The 19,202-nt window shown below is 61.5% G+C and carries 18 protein-coding genes; 8 read left to right on the top strand and 10 right to left on the bottom strand.

The window, feature by feature from the left end:
- Positions 1 to 309: 309 nt before the first annotated feature.
- From HBO11_RS11675 to HBO11_RS11645, 7 genes are all read left to right on the top strand, one after another.
- On the top strand, positions 310 to 1,242 hold the full coding sequence (locus tag HBO11_RS11675) for a glutamate/aspartate ABC transporter substrate-binding protein (RefSeq protein ID WP_169954454.1): 933 nt from the start codon (positions 310 to 312) through the stop codon (positions 1,240 to 1,242).
- 192 nt (positions 1,243 to 1,434) lie between these two features.
- The gene (locus HBO11_RS11670; protein ID WP_169954455.1) at positions 1,435 to 2,181 is read left to right on the top strand and encodes an amino acid ABC transporter permease; all 747 of its coding nucleotides are present in this window, start codon (positions 1,435 to 1,437) and stop codon (positions 2,179 to 2,181) included.
- On the top strand, positions 2,181 to 2,852 hold the full coding sequence (locus HBO11_RS11665) for an ABC transporter permease subunit (RefSeq protein WP_169954456.1): 672 nt from the start codon (positions 2,181 to 2,183) through the stop codon (positions 2,850 to 2,852). Before HBO11_RS11670 ends, HBO11_RS11665 begins: the two co-directional genes overlap by 1 nt.
- Complete coding sequence (locus HBO11_RS11660; RefSeq protein ID WP_169954457.1) at positions 2,849 to 3,583, top strand: amino acid ABC transporter ATP-binding protein; 735 nt, start codon at positions 2,849 to 2,851, stop codon at positions 3,581 to 3,583. The genes HBO11_RS11665 and HBO11_RS11660 overlap by 4 nt, the downstream gene beginning before the upstream one ends.
- Before the next feature lie 162 nt (positions 3,584 to 3,745).
- On the top strand, positions 3,746 to 5,647 hold the full coding sequence (locus HBO11_RS11655) for an ATP-binding protein (protein WP_169954458.1): 1,902 nt from the start codon (positions 3,746 to 3,748) through the stop codon (positions 5,645 to 5,647).
- Complete coding sequence (locus HBO11_RS11650; protein WP_169954459.1) at positions 5,644 to 6,984, top strand: sigma-54 dependent transcriptional regulator; 1,341 nt, start codon at positions 5,644 to 5,646, stop codon at positions 6,982 to 6,984. Before HBO11_RS11655 ends, HBO11_RS11650 begins: the two co-directional genes overlap by 4 nt.
- Before the next feature lie 19 nt (positions 6,985 to 7,003).
- Positions 7,004 to 7,333, top strand: a complete 330-nt coding sequence (locus HBO11_RS11645) for a GlpM family protein (RefSeq protein ID WP_169954564.1) — start codon at positions 7,004 to 7,006, stop codon at positions 7,331 to 7,333.
- A gap of 821 nt (positions 7,334 to 8,154) precedes the next feature.
- Here HBO11_RS11645 and HBO11_RS11640 read toward each other — a convergent pair.
- The 6 genes from HBO11_RS11640 to HBO11_RS11615 form a co-directional block, all read right to left on the bottom strand.
- Positions 8,155 to 9,552, bottom strand: a complete 1,398-nt coding sequence (locus HBO11_RS11640; RefSeq protein WP_169954460.1) for a sigma-54 dependent transcriptional regulator — start codon at positions 9,550 to 9,552, stop codon at positions 8,155 to 8,157.
- The gene (locus HBO11_RS11635; protein WP_169954461.1) at positions 9,542 to 11,320 is read right to left on the bottom strand and encodes an ATP-binding protein; all 1,779 of its coding nucleotides are present in this window, start codon (positions 11,318 to 11,320) and stop codon (positions 9,542 to 9,544) included. Before HBO11_RS11635 ends, HBO11_RS11640 begins: the two co-directional genes overlap by 11 nt.
- A complete protein-coding gene (locus HBO11_RS11630; RefSeq protein ID WP_169954462.1) occupies positions 11,317 to 12,444 on the bottom strand; it encodes a GNAT family N-acetyltransferase in 1,128 nt (375 codons plus the stop codon). Before HBO11_RS11630 ends, HBO11_RS11635 begins: the two co-directional genes overlap by 4 nt.
- 95 nt (positions 12,445 to 12,539) lie before the next feature.
- Entirely contained in the window at positions 12,540 to 13,394 is an 855-nt protein-coding gene (locus HBO11_RS11625) for an alpha/beta fold hydrolase (RefSeq protein WP_169954463.1), read from the bottom strand.
- On the bottom strand, positions 13,391 to 14,785 hold the full coding sequence (locus HBO11_RS11620) for an aminotransferase class III-fold pyridoxal phosphate-dependent enzyme (protein ID WP_057438348.1): 1,395 nt from the start codon (positions 14,783 to 14,785) through the stop codon (positions 13,391 to 13,393). Before HBO11_RS11620 ends, HBO11_RS11625 begins: the two co-directional genes overlap by 4 nt.
- Positions 14,778 to 15,476 carry an MtnX-like HAD-IB family phosphatase gene (locus tag HBO11_RS11615; protein ID WP_169954464.1) on the bottom strand — a complete coding sequence of 233 codons (699 nt, stop codon included), beginning with the start codon at positions 15,474 to 15,476 and terminating at the stop codon, positions 14,778 to 14,780. Before HBO11_RS11615 ends, HBO11_RS11620 begins: the two co-directional genes overlap by 8 nt.
- Before the next feature lie 230 nt (positions 15,477 to 15,706).
- Between HBO11_RS11615 and HBO11_RS11610 the strand changes: the two genes are divergently transcribed.
- Positions 15,707 to 16,471, top strand: coding sequence for a MipA/OmpV family protein (locus HBO11_RS11610; RefSeq protein ID WP_169954465.1), 765 nt, complete (start codon positions 15,707 to 15,709; stop codon positions 16,469 to 16,471).
- 154 nt (positions 16,472 to 16,625) lie between these two features.
- Here HBO11_RS11610 and HBO11_RS11605 read toward each other — a convergent pair whose 3' ends face one another.
- The 4 genes from HBO11_RS11605 to HBO11_RS11590 all read right to left on the bottom strand — a co-directional run bounded on the left by HBO11_RS11605 (position 16,626) and on the right by HBO11_RS11590 (position 19,178).
- Positions 16,626 to 17,024 (bottom strand): EamA family transporter, encoded by a 399-nt coding sequence (locus HBO11_RS11605; protein ID WP_169954565.1) that lies wholly within the window; start codon positions 17,022 to 17,024, stop codon positions 16,626 to 16,628.
- A gap of 11 nt (positions 17,025 to 17,035) precedes the next feature.
- Complete coding sequence (locus tag HBO11_RS11600; protein WP_169954466.1) at positions 17,036 to 17,416, bottom strand: transporter; 381 nt, start codon at positions 17,414 to 17,416, stop codon at positions 17,036 to 17,038.
- A complete protein-coding gene (locus tag HBO11_RS11595; protein ID WP_170041821.1) occupies positions 17,413 to 18,333 on the bottom strand; it encodes an arginase in 921 nt (306 codons plus the stop codon). Before HBO11_RS11595 ends, HBO11_RS11600 begins: the two co-directional genes overlap by 4 nt.
- A gap of 191 nt (positions 18,334 to 18,524) precedes the next feature.
- The gene (locus HBO11_RS11590) at positions 18,525 to 19,178 is read right to left on the bottom strand and encodes a DsbA family oxidoreductase (protein WP_169954468.1); all 654 of its coding nucleotides are present in this window, start codon (positions 19,176 to 19,178) and stop codon (positions 18,525 to 18,527) included.
- Positions 19,179 to 19,202: the final 24 nt, after the last annotated feature.

Below are 19,202 nucleotides of genomic sequence, written 5' to 3'. Positions count from 1 at the left end.
CCTGCACCGAAAGGTCCAGGGGCTTTTTTTGGCTCGCACATCGTAAGCAGACTCCTACAAATTCGGTTTTCCGAACGCGATACCTCCCCCTATTCGGTTTGCCGGACTTAAACACCGGATAAACATCGTCACATAAAGTTAATCACCATATAAATCATATAGTTAGATCTTTATTAGCAGTCTGGCACGACTCATGCTCTACACTTGGGACGTGTTTGCCTGAGATGCTTCAGGAGCCGTCACAGGCATTCGCTGTATCGAAAGAGCCGTCCAGGCTTCATAAAAAAAACAAATGTCGAGGAAGTATTGATGCGTATCGTTCCCCATATTTTGGGCGCAGCCATTGCTGCCGCTCTGATTAGCACTCCAGTCTTCGCCGCCGAACTGACCGGCACGCTGAAGAAAATCAAAGAGTCGGGCACCATCACCCTGGGCCACCGCGACGCCTCCATTCCGTTTTCCTACATTGCGGATGGTTCGGGCAAGCCAGTGGGCTACTCCCACGACATTCAACTGGCCATCGTCAAAGCTGTCGAGAAAGACCTCGGCATGAAGGAAGGCGAGCTGAAGGTCAAATACAACCTGGTCACTTCGCAAACTCGTATCCCGCTGGTGCAGAACGGCACCGTGGACGTTGAGTGTGGTTCCACCACCAACAACGTTGAACGTCAGCAACAAGTCGACTTCTCCGTCGGCATCTTCGAAATCGGTACCCGTCTGCTGTCCAAAAAGGACTCGACCTACAAGGATTTCGCTGACCTCAAGGGCAAGAACGTCGTGACCACCGCCGGCACCACGTCCGAGCGCATTCTCAAGTCCATGAACGCTGATAAGCAGATGGGCATGAACGTGATCTCCGCCAAGGACCACGGTGAGTCCTTCCAGATGCTGGAAAGCGGCCGCGCCGTTGCCTTCATGATGGACGATGCGCTGCTGGCCGGTGAGATGGCCAAGGCCAAGACGCCTACCGACTGGGCCGTGACCGGCACGCCGCAATCCTTCGAAATCTACGGCTGCATGGTTCGCAAAGGCGATGCACCGTTCAAGAAGGCTGTGGATGACGCCATCATCGCCACCTACAAGTCTGGCGCAATCAACGACATCTACACCAAGTGGTTCAGCTCGCCGATCCCACCAAAAGGCCTGAACCTGATGTTCCCGATGAGCGACGAACTCAAGGCCCTGATCGCCAATCCGACCGACAAAGCGGCGGACGACAAAACGGCTGAAAAAAAGTCCTGATTCCGAACTAACCTTATCCCCTGGGGGAGCCAACCCTCCCTCAGGTGCCTGTTACTACCTGCTGGCATTATTTGGAACACTCGACCTGGCGGTTTGCGAGCCGATCGTGTGTGTCTGACGTTCACCGTCAGGCGGGAATGGATCTTCCCCAAGCGGGTGCTTGTACATCGATCGATTTCGGGGGAGACCCTAATGAATTACAACTGGGACTGGGGCGTATTCTTCAAGTCCACCGGCGTGGGCAGCGAGACTTATCTCGACTGGTTCATCTCCGGTTTGGGCTGGACCATCGCCATCGCCGTCGTGGCATGGATCGTCGCCTTGCTACTGGGCTCGATGCTGGGTGTGATGCGCACGATGCCTAACCGCCTCGTAGCCGGTATCGCCACCTGCTACGTGGAACTGTTTCGTAACGTGCCGCTGCTGGTTCAGCTGTTCATCTGGTACTTCCTGGTACCTGACCTGCTGCCACAAAACCTGCAGGACTGGTACAAACAAGACTTGAACCCGACCACCTCGGCCTACCTGAGCGTTGTCGTGTGCCTGGGCCTGTTCACCGCCGCCCGCGTATGTGAACAAGTGCGTACCGGTATCCAGGCGCTGCCTCGCGGCCAGGAAGCCGCCGCGCGTGCCATGGGTTTCAGCCTGTCACAGATCTACTGGAACGTGCTGCTGCCCCAGGCCTACCGGATCATCATCCCGCCGCTTACCTCGGAATTCCTCAACGTGTTCAAGAACTCCTCCGTGGCGTCCTTGATCGGCCTGATGGAATTGCTGGCACAAACCAAGCAGACCGCCGAATTCTCGGCCAACCTGTTTGAAGCCTTCACCCTGGCTACGCTGATCTACTTCACCCTGAACATGAGCCTGATGCTGCTGATGCGCCTGGTCGAGAAGAAAGTCGCGGTGCCTGGCCTGATTTCCGTGGGGGGCAAATAATGGACTTCGATTTCAGCGGCATTATCCCAGCCATGCCCGGCCTGTGGAACGGCATGGTCATGACCTTGAAGCTGATGGTCATGGGCGTGGTCGGCGGTATCTTCCTCGGTACCATCCTGGCCTTGATGCGCCTGTCCTCCAGCAAACTGCTGTCGCGCGTGGCCGGCGCCTATGTGAACTACTTCCGCTCGATCCCGCTGCTGTTGGTGATCACCTGGTTCTACCTGGCGGTGCCATTCGTATTGCGCTGGATCACTGGCGAAGACACGCCAATCGGTGCATTCACCTCCTGCGTCGTGGCCTTCATGATGTTCGAGGCGGCGTACTTCTGCGAAATCGTGCGGGCCGGCGTGCAGTCGATCCCCAAGGGCCAGATGGCTGCGGCACAAGCGATGGGCATGACCTACAGCCAGACCATGCGCCTGATCATCCTGCCCCAGGCGTTTCGCAAGATGACCCCGCTGCTGCTGCAGCAGAGCATCATCCTGTTCCAGGACACCTCGCTGGTCTACACCGTGGGCCTGGTGGACTTCCTCAACTCCGCCCGCTCCAACGGCGACATTATCGGCCGCTCCAATGAGTTCCTGATCTTTGCCGGTGTCGTCTACTTCATCATCAGCTTTGCCGCCTCGCTGCTGGTCAAGCGTCTGCAAAAAAGGTTTGCCGTATGATCTCTATCAAGAACATCAACAAGTGGTATGGCGACTTCCAGGTGCTGACCGATTGCAGCACTGATGTCAAAAAAGGCGAAGTGATCGTGGTGTGCGGGCCATCCGGCTCGGGCAAGTCCACCCTGATCAAGTGCGTCAACGCCCTGGAACCGTTCCAGAAAGGTGACGTTGTGGTCGACGGCACCTCGATTGCCGACCCGAAGACCAACCTGCCGAAACTGCGCTCGCGCGTGGGCATGGTGTTCCAGCACTTCGAACTGTTCCCGCACATGACCATCATCAAGAACCTGACCGTCGCACAGGTGAAGGTGTTGGGCCGCAGCGAAGAAGAGGCCAAGAAGAAAGCCCTGCAATTGCTCGAACGCGTGGGCCTGTCGGCGCATAAGGACAAGCATCCAGGCCAGCTTTCCGGCGGCCAGCAACAGCGCGTGGCGATTGCCCGTGCCCTGGCCATGGACCCGATCGTCATGCTGTTCGACGAACCGACTTCGGCCCTGGACCCGGAGATGGTCAACGAAGTGCTGGACGTGATGGTGCAACTGGCCCAGGAAGGCATGACCATGATGTGCGTGACCCACGAAATGGGCTTCGCCCGCAAAGTGGCCGACCGCGTGATCTTCATGGATGCCGGCAAGATCATCGAAGACTGCCCTAAAGAAGAGTTCTTCGGCGATATCAGCGCCCGTTCCGAACGTGCGCAGCACTTCCTCGAGAAAATCCTGCAGCACTAAGCACAACACAGCGTCCACTGTAGAAACCGGGCCCTGTGGGAGCGGGCTTGCCCGCGATTGCGGCGTATCAGTCAACCTGTCTGTGGTTGACCTACCGTCATCGCGGGCAAGCCTGCTCCCACACCGGTCCAGGCAAGCGCTGGTTGACCCAAGGCATCTGTGATGAAATGCGACCCCACCCTCTATCGCGCCGCGCCGCCATCACTTGCCGTGAAGCCTCGTCTGATTCGCCAGTTGTTCCTGCCGCCCCTGATCATCCTGTTGATGATCGGCCTGGGTTTTATCGGCTTCTGGACCAGCGAGCACTACGGCATCCGCACCCTGGGCGAGAACGGCGAGCGTCAGTTGGAGCTGCATGCGCGCACGGTCGAGAGTGAGATCAGCAAATACACCTACCTGCCCAGCCTGCTGGAACTGGAATCCAGCGTCTCCAGGCTGTTGGCCGAGCCAAGCCCGGAACACCGGCAAGCCGTCAACGAATACCTCGAAGGCCTGAACCGGCGTAGCCGCAGTCGGGCGATTTATGTGATGGACACCACCGGCCGTGTGATGGCCACCAGCAACTGGCGCGATGTTGACAGCTACCTGGGTGAAGACCTGTCGTTCCGCGCCTATTTCCAGAATGCCGTGCGTGGCCAGCCCGGCCGTTTCTATGGCATCGGCAGCACCAATGGCGAACCCGGCTACTACCTGGCCCATGGCCTGGAAGAACGCGGCAAGATCATTGGCGTCGCGGTGGTCAAGGTGCGCCTCGAAGCGCTGGAAGAACGCTGGCAGCGCGCGCGCCTGGAAGCCTTTGTCAGCGATGAGAACGGCATCATCATCCTCTCCAGCGACCCGGCGCGCCGGCTCAAGGCCGTGCGCCCGCTGAGCGACGATACCAAGGAGCGCCTGGCTCGCAGCCTGCAATATTACTGGGCGACCCTCAACGAACTGCAACCCCTGGCCCGCGAACAGCTGGATGCTGGTACCGAGAAGCTGACGTTCCCGGCCAACAGTGAAGTGGTGACCGACGACCAGGAAGTCACCTACCTCGCCCAGACCCGACCGCTGAACGACACGCCGTGGAACTTCACCCTGCTCACCCCGCTCAACGACCTGCGCCAGGCGGCGATCAACCAGGGCATCCTCGTCGCCGTGGCCTTTGCCCTGGTGGCGTTCCTGCTGATTGCCTGGAACGAGCGACGCAAGGTGATCGCCACGCGCCTGGCTGCCCGCGAGGCCCTGCAAGAAGCCAACAACCAGCTGGAGCGGCGGATTGCCGAGCGCACCGCCGACCTGCGGGCCAGCAACGAACGGCTCAAGGCGCAGATCCGCGAACGCCGCCAGGCCGAAGAAACCCTGCGCCGGGCCCAGGACGAATTGGTCCAGGCCGGCAAACTGGCGGCCATCGGCCAGATGTCCACCAGCATCGCCCATGAACTGAACCAGCCCCTGGCGGCCCTGCGCACCTTGTCCGGCAACACCGTGCGCTTCCTGGAACGCGGGGCCCTGGATACTGCCAGCACCAATCTCAAGACCATCAACGAACTGATCGACCGCATGGGCCGCATCACCGCCAGCCTGCGCTCGTTTGCCCGACGCGGCGACGACCAGGGCGAAGCCAGCCTGGGCAAGGCCGTGGATGCGGCGTTCCAGGTCCTGGGCAGCCGCCTCGACAGCCTGCCGCTGACCGTCCACCGTGGTTTTAGCCAGGCCCTGTTGCAGATCGACCAGACACGCCTGGAGCAGATCCTGGTCAACCTGATCGGCAACGCCCTGGATGCGATGCACGCCCAACCCGCCCCCGAGTTGTGGCTGGAAAGCGATATCAGCGACGGAAAATATCGCCTGCGGGTGCGGGACAACGGGCATGGCATCGACCCTGAGACCCGCAAGCATCTGTTCGAACCCTTTTTTACCACCAAACCCGGCGAGCAAGGCCTGGGCCTGGGCCTGACCCTGTCGGCCAGCCTTGCAGCGGCCACCGGCGGCAACCTGGCCGTCGAGCACCCGGCCGTTGGTGGTACGGCCTTTGTCCTGAGCCTGCCCCTGGCAGGCCATCAACCCGGCGAATCGATATGAACAGCCAACCCAATACCGAACTGACCGTGCTGATCGTCGAAGACGATCCCCATGTGTTGCTCGGCTGCCAGCAAGCCCTGGCCCTGGAAGATATTCCCAGCGTCGGCGTGGCCAGCGCCGAAGAGGCTCTCAAACGTGTCGGCGAGAACTTTGCCGGCATTGTGATCAGCGATATCCGCCTGCCCGGTATCGACGGCCTGGAGCTGTTGACCCGCCTCAAGGCCCTGGATAAAAGCCTGCCGGTGGTGCTGATCACCGGCCACGGCGATATTTCCATGGCCGTGGGCGCGATGCGCAACGGTGCCTATGACTTCATGGAAAAACCCTTTTCCCCGGAGCGCCTGGTAGACGTGGTGCGCCGCGCCCTCGAACAGCGCGGCCTGGCCCGGGAGGTCTGGGCGCTACGCCGCCAACTGGCCGAGCGTGACTCCCTGGAAGGCCGGATCATCGGGCGCTCGCCGGCGATGCAGAACCTGCGCGAGCTGATCGCCAACGTCGCCGACACCTCGGCCAACGTGCTGATCGAAGGCGAGACCGGCACCGGCAAGGAGCTGGTCGCCCGCTGCCTGCACGACTTCAGCCGCCGCCACGCCCACCAGTTCGTCGCCCTGAACTGCGGTGGCCTGCCGGAAAACCTGTTTGAAAGCGAGATTTTCGGCCACGAAGCCAACGCCTTTACCGGCGCGGGCAAACGGCGGATCGGCAAGATCGAACATGCCCACGAGGGCACGCTGTTCCTCGACGAAGTGGAAAGCATGCCGATGAACCTGCAGATCAAACTGCTGCGGGTCTTGCAGGAGCGCACCCTGGAACGCCTGGGTTCGAACCAGAGCGTGGTCGTGGATTGCCGGGTGATCGCCGCCACCAAGTCCGACCTCGACGAATTGAGTCGCGCCAACCAGTTCCGCAGCGACCTGTACTACCGCCTGAACGTGGTCACCCTGGAACTGCCGCCGCTGCGCGAGCGTCGTGAAGATATCCTGCAACTGTTCGAACACTTCCTGCAGCAGTCCTCCCTGCGCTTTGACCGCATCGCCCCGGAACTGGACAACCAGACCCTGTCCAGCCTGATGAGCCATGACTGGCCTGGCAACGTACGTGAACTGCGCAACGTCGCCGAACGTTTTGCCCTGGGCCTGCCGGCCTTCAAGAAAAGCGGCACCAGCCCCGACAACCATGGCCTGGCCTTTACCGAGGCGGTGGAAGCCTTTGAACGCAACCTGCTCAGCGACGCCCTGCAACGCAGCGGCGGCAACCTGACCCAGGCCAGCCTGGAACTGGGAATGGCCAAGACCACCCTGTTCGACAAGGTCAAGAAATACGGGCTGAGCCATTAAGGAGTCGTGCGTGGACCTAATCTTCAAGGCCGCCCTCGGTGCGGCGGTGGTATTGCTCCTGGCGGTGCTGGCCAAAACCAAGAACTATTACATCGCCGGCCTGGTGCCGCTGTTTCCGACCTTTGCCCTGATCGCCCACTACATCGTCGGCAAGGGCCGCTCGGTAGACGATCTGAAGACCACCATTGTGTTCGGCATGTGGTCGATCATTCCGTACTTTGTGTACCTGGCGACGCTGTACGTGATGGTCGATCGCATGCGCCTGGAGGCCTCGCTGGCGGTGGCCGCAGTGGCGTGGTTGATGGCGGCGACGGTGCTGGTGAGTGTGTGGATTCGAATCCACGCCTGACACTCCACCGCTCCCCTGTGGGAACTGGACCAACTCGATACCCCCATAAAACCGAGCTGCCTGCATCGCAGCCTCGCTAAAGCTCGACAGCTCCCACACTTGCTCAGTGTCCTTCCCCAATCCCTTGTAGGAGCTGTCGAGCCCCGGCGAGGCTGCGATAGGATCAACTCGGTACACCTGCAAAACCGAGCTGCCTGCATCGCAGCCTCGCTAAAGCCCGACAGCTCCCACATTTGCTCCGTGTGCCTCCCCAATCCCTTGTAGGAGCTGTCGAGCCCCGGCGAGGCGGCGATAGGATCGACTCGGTACACCTGCAAAACCGAGCTGCCTGCATCGCAGCCTCGCTAAAGCTCGACAGCTCCTACATTTGCTCCGTGTCCTTCCCCAATCCCTTGTAGGAGCTGTCGAGCCCCGGCGAGGCTGCGATAGGATCGACTCGGTACACCTGCAAAACCCAGTTGCCTGCATCGCCACCTCGCTAAAGCTCGACAGCTCCTACATTTGCTCAGTGTGTATCCCAGATCCCTTGTAGGAGCTGTCGAGCCCCGGCGAGGCGGCGATGGGATCGACTCGGTACACCCATAAAACCCAGTTGCCCGCATCGCCGCCTCGCTAAAGCTCGACAGCTCCTACATTTGCTCAGTGTGTATCCCCGATCCCTTGTAGGAGCTGTCGAGCCCCGGCGAGGCGGCGATGGGATCGACTCGGTACACCCATAAAACCCAGCTGCCCGCATCGCAGCCTCGCTAAAGCTCGACCGCTCCCACATTTGCTCAGTGTGCTTCCCCGATCCCTTGTGGGAGCTGTGTGACTCCCAGGGCTCAGCGCACGATCTTGTCAATCTGGATGCCGAGCTTTTTCAAGCGGTACCAGAAGCTGCGCTCGGAGATCCCGATCCTTGACGCCGCAGCCGCCTGCACCCCATTGCTCTCCTGCAACGCCGCCAGGATGTACGCCTTCTCCACTTCTGCCAGCGCCGCATCCAGGTCCCGAGGCACGCCCGGGCCTTCGCTGAGAATCGTCGTCACATCACCCGCCGTCGGCTGGGACGCAAACAGATAGGCCGGCAGGTCAATGTCCTCGATCACCGGGCTGGCCGCCACAATAGTCGCGCGCTCCACGCAGTTTTGCAGCTCACGGATATTGCCCGGCCAGTTGTAGGCGGCCATGGCCTGCAAGGCATCTGCGCTGAAGCCGGTGATGCGTTTGCCGGCGGTGGCGCTCAGGCTGCGGGCAAAGTGCCGGGCCAGGGGGGCGATGTCTTCGACACGCTCGCGCAGGGCGGGCAGCGGGATCGGGAAGACGTTGAGACGGTAGTAGAGATCCTCGCGAAACTCCTTGTTCGCCACCGCGTCCAGAAGGTTCTTGTTGGTGGCGGCGATCACCCGCACATCCACCTTGCGTTCACGCGGGTCACCCACCGGCTCGATCACCCGCTCCTGCAAGGCGCGCAGGATCTTGGCCTGCAACGCCAAGGGCATATCGCCTACTTCGTCGAGAAACAGCGTGCCCTTGTCCGCCTGCATGAAGCGCCCTACCCGGTCAGCCACGGCGCCGGTAAACGCGCCTTTGCGATGACCGAACATTTCGCTTTCCAGCAAGCCTTCGGGGATCGCCGCGCAATTGACCGCCACAAAGGGTTTGTCTGCACGGTTGCCATGCTTGTGAATGGCGCGGGCGACCATTTCCTTGCCGGTGCCGCTTTCGCCGGTCAGCAAGATGGTGGCATTGCTCTCACGCACCGAATCCACCGCCTGTAACACCCGACGAAACGCCGGGCTGTCACCCACCAGGCTGTCGAACTGGGCGTGCTCATCAAGCTCGGCGCGCAGCCGTGCGTTGTCGCGCATGATGTCGCGAAACTGCAAGGCCTTGGCCACGGTGATGTCCAGCTCGTCGATATCGAAGGGCTTGGCAATGTAGTCGTAGGCACCATTGCGCATCGACTGCACGGCATTTTTCACCGTGCTGTAGGCCGTCATCACGATCACCGGCAACTGCGGGTAGCGCACCTTGATCTCGGCCAGCAGTTGCGGGCCGTCCATGCCGGGCATGCGCCAGTCGCTGATCACCAGGTCGATGTCTTCCTGCTCCAGCACCTTGAGGGCATGCAGGCCGTTGCCGGCGATAAACACCTGGATGTCGTTCTGGCTCAGGGCCGACGCCAGCAAGTCGCAGAGCTTGGGCTCGTCGTCGACCACCAATATGTTATGCGTCATGACTGTCCTCGTCGTCGCCGTCATCTTCACCGTTGGCCGGTATGTACAGGCTGAAGGTAGCACCCGCATCCTTCTCGCTGGTGCACTCGATGCGGCCATCGTGACTTTCCATGATTGAGTAGACTTTCGCCAGGCCCAGGCCGGTGCCCGAGGCCTTGGTGGTGACGAAGGGGGTAAAGATCCGCTCGATCATTTCCGGCGCGATGCCCGGGCCGCTGTCGCTGATGCTGATCACCGTGAAGTGTTCGACGCGGCTGATACCCAACGTCAGGCGCCCACCCTCGGGCATCGCATCGACGGCATTGAGGATCAGGTTCAGGCACGCCTGCTTGATTTGCTTGGCGTCCACATACAGGGTCGCGCCGGGCGCCTGGTCGTCGAGGTGCGCGTCGATGGCATGACTGGCCAGTTCCGGCGCGCAGAAACCGAGGATTTCTTGCGCCAGCGGCCGCGCCAGTTGCTGGCTGCGCAGCGGTTCGCTGGGCTTGGCAAAGTCGAGGAAGTCGGTGATCAGGTCATTGATCCGGCTGACTTCGCTGATCACGTATTCCAGGTGGCGCTTGTCGGTCTCCGGTAGATCGGCGCGGCGGTGCAGCAGTTGGGTCGCCGTCTTGATGATGCCCAGGGGGTTGCGGATTTCATGGGCCAGGCCCATCGCCACTTCGCCCAGGGCATGCAGGCGATCGCGGCGCCGCAGTTGCGCTTCGAGGTGATGCAACTCACCCAGGCGTTCGGTCATGTGGTTGAAAGTGCTGCTCAGTTGCGCCAGCTCGTCACCGCCGGTGACGGCCACGCGGTGCTGGTAGTTGCCGCTGATCACCGCGCTCACGCCCTGGGACAACTCGCGCAGCGGCCGCGTCAGGTGCCGGGAAACCAGCACCCCGGCGCCCAGGGACAAGGCAGAGCTGAGCAGGAAGATCAGCACGAACAGATTGCTCTGGTTCACCAGCCCCACCAGGCTGGTGTGGCGCAGCAGGCCACTGAAGATCACGCCCTGCAACTCGCCGGTGTCATTGAAGATCGGCCAATACAGGCCGCTGTAGTTGCTGGTGAACTGTTCGCTGGGCTGCTTGGTGCTGCGCAGCAGGGTTTCCACGGATTTCGGCACGCGGGTCGGGTGGTCTTCAAAACGCTGGGTAGAGAAGATCTCCGAGAAACCATCGGTATTGGCCAGGTACAGGCGCAAGTCCAGGGAATGCACCTCGGCGACACTGGTCAGGAAGCTGCTGTCCAGGTAGGTGCCGACCAGCAGTTCATAGTCGACGCCATCCTGGCTGGTCTCGAACGACGAAATCACGGCCCCGGTGGCCACGCCGCCGACCTGCACGGTTTGCAGTACGGCATTGGGGGCGAGGCTGATTTGTTTCACCACATCATCGCCCACGGTGCTGAACATCACCTTGCTGTCACTGCTGCGAATCAGCGTCACCACGTCAATATCAGTGGCGCTGGCAATGTCCGCGATCAAACGGTCATGACGCATCGCTTCATGGCTGGAGGGCGGACGCACATACCGCAGGAAGATCTGCGCGACACGGGCGTTGTCGTGCAGGATGTCGCTGACTTCATCCTTGACGATGCGGGTCGACTCTTGCAGCCAGATGCGCACGTTACTGTCGAAAATCTGCGACAGGGTGGTGGCTGCCAGCTCCGCGGCGATCATCGTCGGGATCACCGTCACCAGCCAGAACGCCAACACCAGCTTGCGCTGCAGGCTCCAGCGGGAAATGGCAAACGGGCGGGCTTTCTGGCGGGTTTTGGCAATCATCGGGTTTCGCTTATTGCAGCAGCCATGGCAGGGTCGGATCGGTCCGGGCGAATAAACATTCTTACCAGCTTGAGCAGGGTGTCGAGCAGACGGTTGCGATGCTGGAAGAACAGCGCATTACCCGCGAACTCGCAGCCCAGGCGTAGCTTACTGGCATACCCGGCCTGCCCGCACTCATACAACGCAATATTGTGCGCGATGCAGTAGTCGACGTTGGTCAGCCAACTGCGAAAGTACAGGTTATGTTCGCGGCTGTGGGCCAGGTCGTGGGCAAAGAACTTGTCGATCAGCCGGTGCTGGTCCAGCAGCACCAGGTTGAACGCCACCAGTTGCCCGTCCACCCAGTAAAGTACACAGCGCGCCCGTTGTTCAAGCTGGGCGAGCACCTGGCTGAAATACCCGGCGGGCAGGCGTTCGAATTGCAGGTCAGCGCGGGCCAGCGTGGCCTCGTAGAGGCGCATGATATCCGGCAGCACATCATCGATATTGTCCCGCCACTCCACCTGCGGCCCCGGCGCGCGCAGCTTGCGCCGCAAGTCCTTGCGCGTGGATTTGCCCAGGGAGCCCAGGTAGGCATCCACCGAACCGTAGGGCAGCGGCAACAGCCCGGTAGGCAGGCTCGGCATGCTGTGCAGGCCGGCAGCCTTGCAGCTGTCGGCCCAGTCCGGGTCCAGGGTCGGGGCGTCCTTGACGGCCAGCAAGCCGATGCCAAAGGCATCGGCATCCCCGCGCGCGGCGGCCAGCAGGTGTGCCAACAGCGCGCCACGGCGTGAAGCGGGCACGTGGCTGGCGACACCGGCATGGCATTGCTCGGCCACCGGCGAGCCGATCGCATACAGGCCCAGGCGCAAAACCCCGGGCCGCCAGCGCTCCAGGCGTTGGGTAAAGCGTTTGGCGATGCCCGACACGGTGGTGTCGAGGCGGTAATGGGTGATGAACGCCGGGGCAACGGCCAGCAGTTGCCCATCCTCATAAAGGGCCAGGTAGCGCCATTGGAAATCCTCGATGGCGGCGTTTTCCACGGCTACGTAGTAGTCCCAATCTTCCAGGGCCTGGGGAAAACAGTCATTCCAGGCACTGCGGTCGATGGCTTGGATAGTTGAATAGGCTTTAGTGCTGATCACAGCGTTTCCTTCATCTAAAAACACCGCGTAAACCGGGCCATATGCATCATCGTTCACGACCATCGCGGGCAAGCCCGCTCCCACAGGAGACGGTGTCAAGCCCGGAGATATTCGTCCACAGGGGTGGTGTGTTGTTCAATAAAGTCCGCACTCAGCTCGATCACCCGCCGGTATTGCAGGTCAACGGTGATCATGTGGTAGCAGTTGTCCAACAGGATCTTGGTCACCGGGCCGCCCAGGTGGCGTTCCACGTAGTCGGCGTTCCAGCGGCTGGTGATGTCGTCCTCGATGGAGTGCAGGACCAGCGCCGGGGTCTTGATCGACGGCATGCGTTTTTTCACCACCGCGTTCATCCAGTGCAGCTCGCGTACGGTGACGCCCTCCATGGTCAACAACCCGGCCTCGCTGCTCTCGCCCTCTTTCATCTGCCGCTCGACGATGGCCCGCAAGCGTTCGTTCTTGATGCCGTAGGGCGGCTTCTCGGTAAAACGGAACAGGCGCACGCCGAACGGAATACGGATCAGCAACGGCGTGATGAAGGCAAATTTGTTGATGCTCCAGCCGTCGTACTTGAGGGTCGTGGAGTACATCAGCAACCCGGCGACCTGGCCCGCAAACTCCGAAGCCAGGTACATCGACATCACCGCGCCCATGGACAAGCCACCGACGAACACCTGCGCATGGCGCTGCTGCACGCCGACAAAGGTCTTGCGCACACCCTCGTACCAGTCGCGCCAGCCGGTGGCCTGCAGGTCTTCGTTGCCCCCGCAGTGCCCGGCCAGGGTGGGCACGTACACCGTGCAGTTGCCCGCCTTGGCCAGGCCCTGGGCGACCCGACGCAACTCGGTCGGGGTGCCGGTCAGGCCGTGGATCAACAAGACCCCGACCGGACCGTTGCCGAGAACGAAGCCGGCGTTGCCTTCGCCGAGATCGATATCGGCCAGGCTCACCGCTTCATCGCTCGGGTCAGCAGTTGCTCCAGCAGCTTCAGGCCCAGGTCGATTTCCGGGTAGCTGATTTCCAGGGACGGCGCCAGGGTGATCACGTTCTTGTAGTAGCCGCCCACATCGAGGATCAACCCGAGTTTCTGGCCGTCGACCAGCATGTCGCCTTTCATGCCCTCGTCAACCATGTAGTCCAGGGTCGCCTTGTCCGGGGTGAAGCCATCGGGGCCGCAGATTTCGCAGCGCAGGGCCAGGCCCAGGCCATCGACGTCGCCGATGATCGGGAAGCGCTTTTGCAACTCTTGCAGGCCTTCCAGGAAGTATTTGCCCTTGGCCATGACCATCGCGCCGTAGTCGACTTCGCTGGTCATCTTGAACATTTCCAGGCCCACCGCCGTACCCAGCGGGTTGGAGGCAAAGGTTGAGTGGGTGGAACCCGGCGGGAAGATTTTCGGGTTGATCAACTCTTCCTTGGCCCAAATGCCGCCCAGGGGGTTGAGGCCATTGGTCAGGGCTTTACCGAACACGATCACGTCCGGCTGCACATCGAAGTGTTCGATCGACCACAACTTGCCGGTGCGCCAGAAGCCCATCTGGATTTCATCGACCACCATCAGGATGCCGTGCTGGTCGAGCACCTGCTTGAGTTCGCTGTAGAAGTTCATCGGCGGGATCACGTAGCCGCCGGTGCCCTGGATCGGCTCGACGTAGAACGCTGCGTACTCGCTCTGGCCGACTTTCGGGTCCCACACACCGTTGTATTCAGTCTCGAACAGGCGCGCGAACTGCTGCACGCAGTGGCTGCCGTATTCTTCCTTGGTCATGCCCTTGGGGCCACGGAAGTGGTACGGGAACGGGATGAAGTTGGCGCGTTCGCCGAAGTGGCCGTAGCGACGACGGTAGCGGTAGCTGGAGGTGATGGACGACGCGCCAAGGGTGCGCCCGTGGTAGCCGCCCTCGAAGGCGAACATCAGGCTCTTGCCGTTGGTGGCGTTACGTACGACCTTGAGCGAATCCTCGATGGACTGCGAACCGCCGACGTTGAAATGCACCCGGCCATCGAGGCCGAATTTTTTCTTGGCGTCCACCGCGATCATTTCCGACAGCTCGATCTTGCCCTTGTGCAGGTACTGGCTGGCGATTTGCGGCAGGGTGTCGATCTGCTGTTTCAGCGCATTGTTCAGGCGCGGGTTGGCGTAGCCGAAGTTGACCGCCGAGTACCACATTTGCAGGTCGAGGTAGGCCTGGTCTTCGGTGTCCCACACGTAGGAGCCTTCGCAACGGCTGAAGATACGCGGAGGGTCGATGTAGTGGACGGTGTCGCCGTAGGAGCAGTATTTGGCTTCTTTATCCAGCAGAACCTGGTCTTCGGCGGTAGCGATACGGATATCAGACATGATGAAAGAGTTCCTGATTTTCAAAAGTGAAATGGGTGGCGTTGGCGGCGATGCCCTGGGGCAGCTTGGCCAGCAAGGCCGGCAGTTCGGCAAAGGTGTCGAAGCGCAGATGGGGGATGTCGTGGGCCTGGCAGTACTGCGCCAGGCTGCCCTTGGCGAAGACAAAATCGGCGGTGGTCGAGACGCACATATCGGACTTGCCGTCGCCGATCACCAGCACCCGTTTGTTACGCGGGGTGGACTTGCATTTGCAGTTGCCCGAGGCCGCGCGGCAGGCGTCGCTGGCATGGGGGAAGTCGATGCGCCAGCTGTTCTGGTCGACCTGGCGCAGGCGGTTGGCGATGATCGGCAGCAAGGTCACATAGTTGCGCGAAAGGATCCGCGCGATGCCTTGCTCGATGCCGTCGCTGACCACCTCAAGGGACGCGCCCTGGCCCAGGACATGGTCGACGAAGTCCGGGAAGTCCGGGTCGATCTCGACGGTGTCGAAGTACGCCAGCAGTTCGGCCGGGCTCGCCTTGATCAGCGCCAGTTGGCGGCTCAGGCATTCGCGCGAACCGATATGGCCATCCAGCCATTGCTGCTCGATGGTTTCCCATTCGGGGCCGGCGAAGCGTTGGAGAACATTGTCGATGACATCGGTGGGTGTGATGGTCCCATCGAAGTCACACACGATATGCCAGTCATTCATCTGCGTTTACCTTGGAGATGACAGCGCGGATGCGCTTGTACCAGGGTTAGAGCAGGGACTGTGCCAAGTGTACAAAACCCAGCAGGGCTGGGGCTCGTGGGCATGGATGGGTGATAAAGGCTGCGGCGAAGCTACAAATTTTGTAGGTCGCTACAAACAACATGAGTGCTTGCACAAGCCCCCGCGCCTGCGCGTTCATGCGCGCATGTTTTGCAAGAGGAGCAAGCAATATGTTCAGGGTGACTTCGCTGGTATTCGCCGGCGTCCTGGGGCTGTGGATGGACTCGGCAGCGGCGGCCGGCATCAGCGGCGAGGTGGGCCTGGGCTTGAGCTATCAGCCACGGGAACCCGCCGCCAGTCGTTATCAGACCGTGCCTGTGCCTTACTTCGACCTGGATTGGGGAGATGTCAGCCTCGATACCGATGACGGCCTGACCTGGCGCGTGCTCGACAGCAATGGCTTGAGTGCCGGGCCGTACCTCAATTACCTGCCGGGACGCACGGCCAACGGGCCGCTACAGGGCTTGCGGGATGTGTCGGACATGGCCGAGGTCGGCGGGTTTATCCAGTACGCGCCTGCCGACTTCTGGCGTGTCTATGCGCAACTGGGCCGGGCTGTGGGCGGTGCCCGCGAGCAGAGCGGCGTGCTCGGCAAGTTGGGTGGGGAGTTGGGCTACCCGCTGGGCGGCGCAGTGATTGGCAGCACAGGCCTGGTCGCGCATTTTGCCGACGGCCGCCAGGCCCAGACGTTTTTCGGGGTGGATGAGCATGAGGCGACAGACTCCGGGATCCGTCCGTACAGCGCCAGCGGCGGGTTCCAGAACCTGACCCTGACCCAGAGCGTGCAGATCCCCCTGGCACCGAAGTGGACGTTACTGACCAGTGCCAGTTGGGTGCATCTGCTGGGATCGGCGGCCGACAGCAGCATCGTGCGCCAGACCGGCGAGGTCAACCAGGGACAGGTGCAGACGGCGATCAGCTATACCTTCGATTGATTGTCTCAAGGGCGACACCCATCAAAATGTGGGAGCTGGCTTGCCTGCGATAGCCTCACCGCGGTGTAACTGAGACACCGAGGCGCCTGCATCGCAGGCAAGCCAGCTCCCACACAAGCCCGCTCACACATTTAGTCCGTATTTCACAGGGCACTCAGTTTTCTTCGCCCTCGGCCAGCAGTGCAATCCCGCCAATAATCACCACCACGCCCACCCAATGCAGCAAGCTGATGTGCTCGCCCAACCCCAGCCAGGAGCCGAGCAACACCACCACAAACACCAGCGAGCTCAAGGGGAAGGCCAGGGACAGGCTGCTGCGTCGCAGGATTAGCATCCACACAAAGAACGCGCCGATATAGCAGGCAATCGCCGCCAGGATCCCCGGGTTGACCGCCACCGCCGCCAACCACTGCCAACTGAAATCCATCTGCCCTATCTGATCGCCGGCCACCTTGGTAAACAGCTGCCCGGCGCTTTCGGTGAGGATCAACAACGCCCATAACACGACCGTGCCCAGGCGCCCATGCAGCCAGCCAACCGGACGGATAGTCATCTCTTGCGCACTCATGATTGTGCTCCTGCTACAGCCACCAACATCACGCCGGCGGTAATCACCATCGTGCCCAACCAGCGCCGGCGGCTGACGGTTTCGCCCAGTACCACTTTGCCCGCCAGCACCACCCCGCAATAGGCCAGCGCGGCGGCCGGGAACAGCAGGCTCAACGGCGCACGGGACAAGGCTTCGAGCCAGACGAAAAATTCGATGACATAGGCGCCGATGCCCGCCCACAGCAACGGCGCATTGAACACCTGGCCCCAGAAGGCACTCAGGCGAAACCCGCCGGAAAGCTCCGGCAAGCGGTCCAGGCCCAGTTTGAAACACAACTGGCCGATCACGTCGAGCACGATGGAAATGGCCACCAACAACACCACGGTCAGGGTCACGGAAACAGCTCCTCGAACAGGTTGATCAACGCTTCATTGGTGGTCGCGTTACGCAGCAGGTCGTCGTCGCTCCAGCGTTCGGCCGGTGGCTGGTCGGACTTGGCTTCCCAGCGTTTGAACGCGTTGCTGAACGCAGGCCGGGCAAACTCGCCACACACGTCGATGCCAATAATCCGCTTGCTCGCCGCCAACGCACGCAGGGCTTGCAACAGGTGCGTCAGGCGCATGCCGCCCTGGTCCCAATTGGTGGCCGCGTCTTCGCTGGCCAGCACGTCCTTGTCGAGGGTGATCCATACCGCCTCGGTGGGCAGGCTGGCGATCATTTGCTCAAGGAATGCAGGCCAGTCGAGCTCAGCGAGGTTGCGCCAGTGCAGGTGGTTTTCCTGCTGTGCATGGCCGGCGCCATCCCCAACCCGGCCCCAGACTTTCGACGGCGCGTGCTGCCAGGGAAACAACTGCAGGTGCCCGCGCTTCAGGGCGCCAAGATTGCCGCCACGCAGTTGCGGGTTGTGCAGGTCATCGCTGCACGGGCCGAGGGTGACGATGCGCTTGATCGCCGGCATCTTCAGGGCCTGGTTGACCCACGAGCCGCAGTGCCGGCGCGGGGCCAGGCGTACCCAGTCGGGGTGGTTGTCGAAGTGGATCAGGCTGATCGGCTCTTGCACTTCGGCGAGAAAGGCCGGGGTCAGGTGGTGGTAGTCGCCGGAGCCGACAAAGAAGATTTCCGGCCGCGCCGTGCTCGGCCGGGGCCGTTGGGCCAGGCGCTGGGCAAAGCGTTTCCAGGTTTTTTCGGTGGACCACAGGCGCAGTTTCGGGCCCAGGTCGAGCAAATCCAGGCGCGTGGCCTGACCACTGGCCAGACGCCGGGCGATGGGTGCCTGGGCTGTGAGGCTGTGGTCGAGATCGAGAATATTCAAGGTAATGTTTCACCCCTTGGCAGTGCCCAACCGCACGCCGGCTGGGCTTTAGGGGGGTAATGCAAGGGATGGGCCAGGAGCCAATGTGGAAACGGGCTTGCTCGCGAAGGCGGTGGGTCAGTTAAGAGATACTTAGCTGATATACCGCTTTCGCGGGCAAGCCCGCTCCCACCTTTGGCCGGTGGTGTTTGTTAGCTTTTGGCTTCGTTGATGATCTGGCGGATCGCCCCCACAAACGCTTCAGCCGGCTGTCCGCCGCTGACCGCGTACTGGTCGTTGAACACGATGGTCGGCACCGAACTCACCCCGCGCGATACCCACAGTTGCTCCTGCTCGCGCACCTTTGCGGCGTACTCGTCCGAAGCCAGAATCTCGGCTGCGCGCTTGAGGTCCAGGCCAACGCTCTGGGCAATGATTGCCAGCGTGGCGTGGTCGGACGGGTCCTGGCCATCGCTGAAGTAAGCCTTGAACAACGCGTGCTTGAGGTTGTACTGCAAGCCCTCAAGCCCAGCCCAATGCAGCAGGCGATGGGCGTCGAAGGTGTTGTAGATACGACTTTGGCCATCGGTACGGAACGCAAAGCCCAACGCGGTGCCCAGGTCGCGGATGCGCGCGCGGTTGGCCTGGGACTCTTCGGCAGTGAAGCCGTATTTCTCGCTGATGTGCTCCACGATATTCTGCCCTTCGGCAGGCATGTTCGGGTTCAGTTCGAACGGCTGGAAGTGGATCTCGGCCTGCACTTCGGCGCCCAGCTGGTCCAGGGCCTCGGTCAGGCCGCGCAGGCCGATGACGCACCAGGGGCAGGACACGTCGCTGACGAAATCGATTTTCAGGGAAGTACTCATTCAGGCAACCTCGCAGGCATTACA

It is taken from the genome of Pseudomonas sp. WS 5010, from assembly GCF_012985565.1.
GTDB lineage: Bacteria > Pseudomonadota > Gammaproteobacteria > Pseudomonadales > Pseudomonadaceae > Aquipseudomonas.
This window is presented reverse-complemented; position numbering and strand designations above follow the sequence as displayed.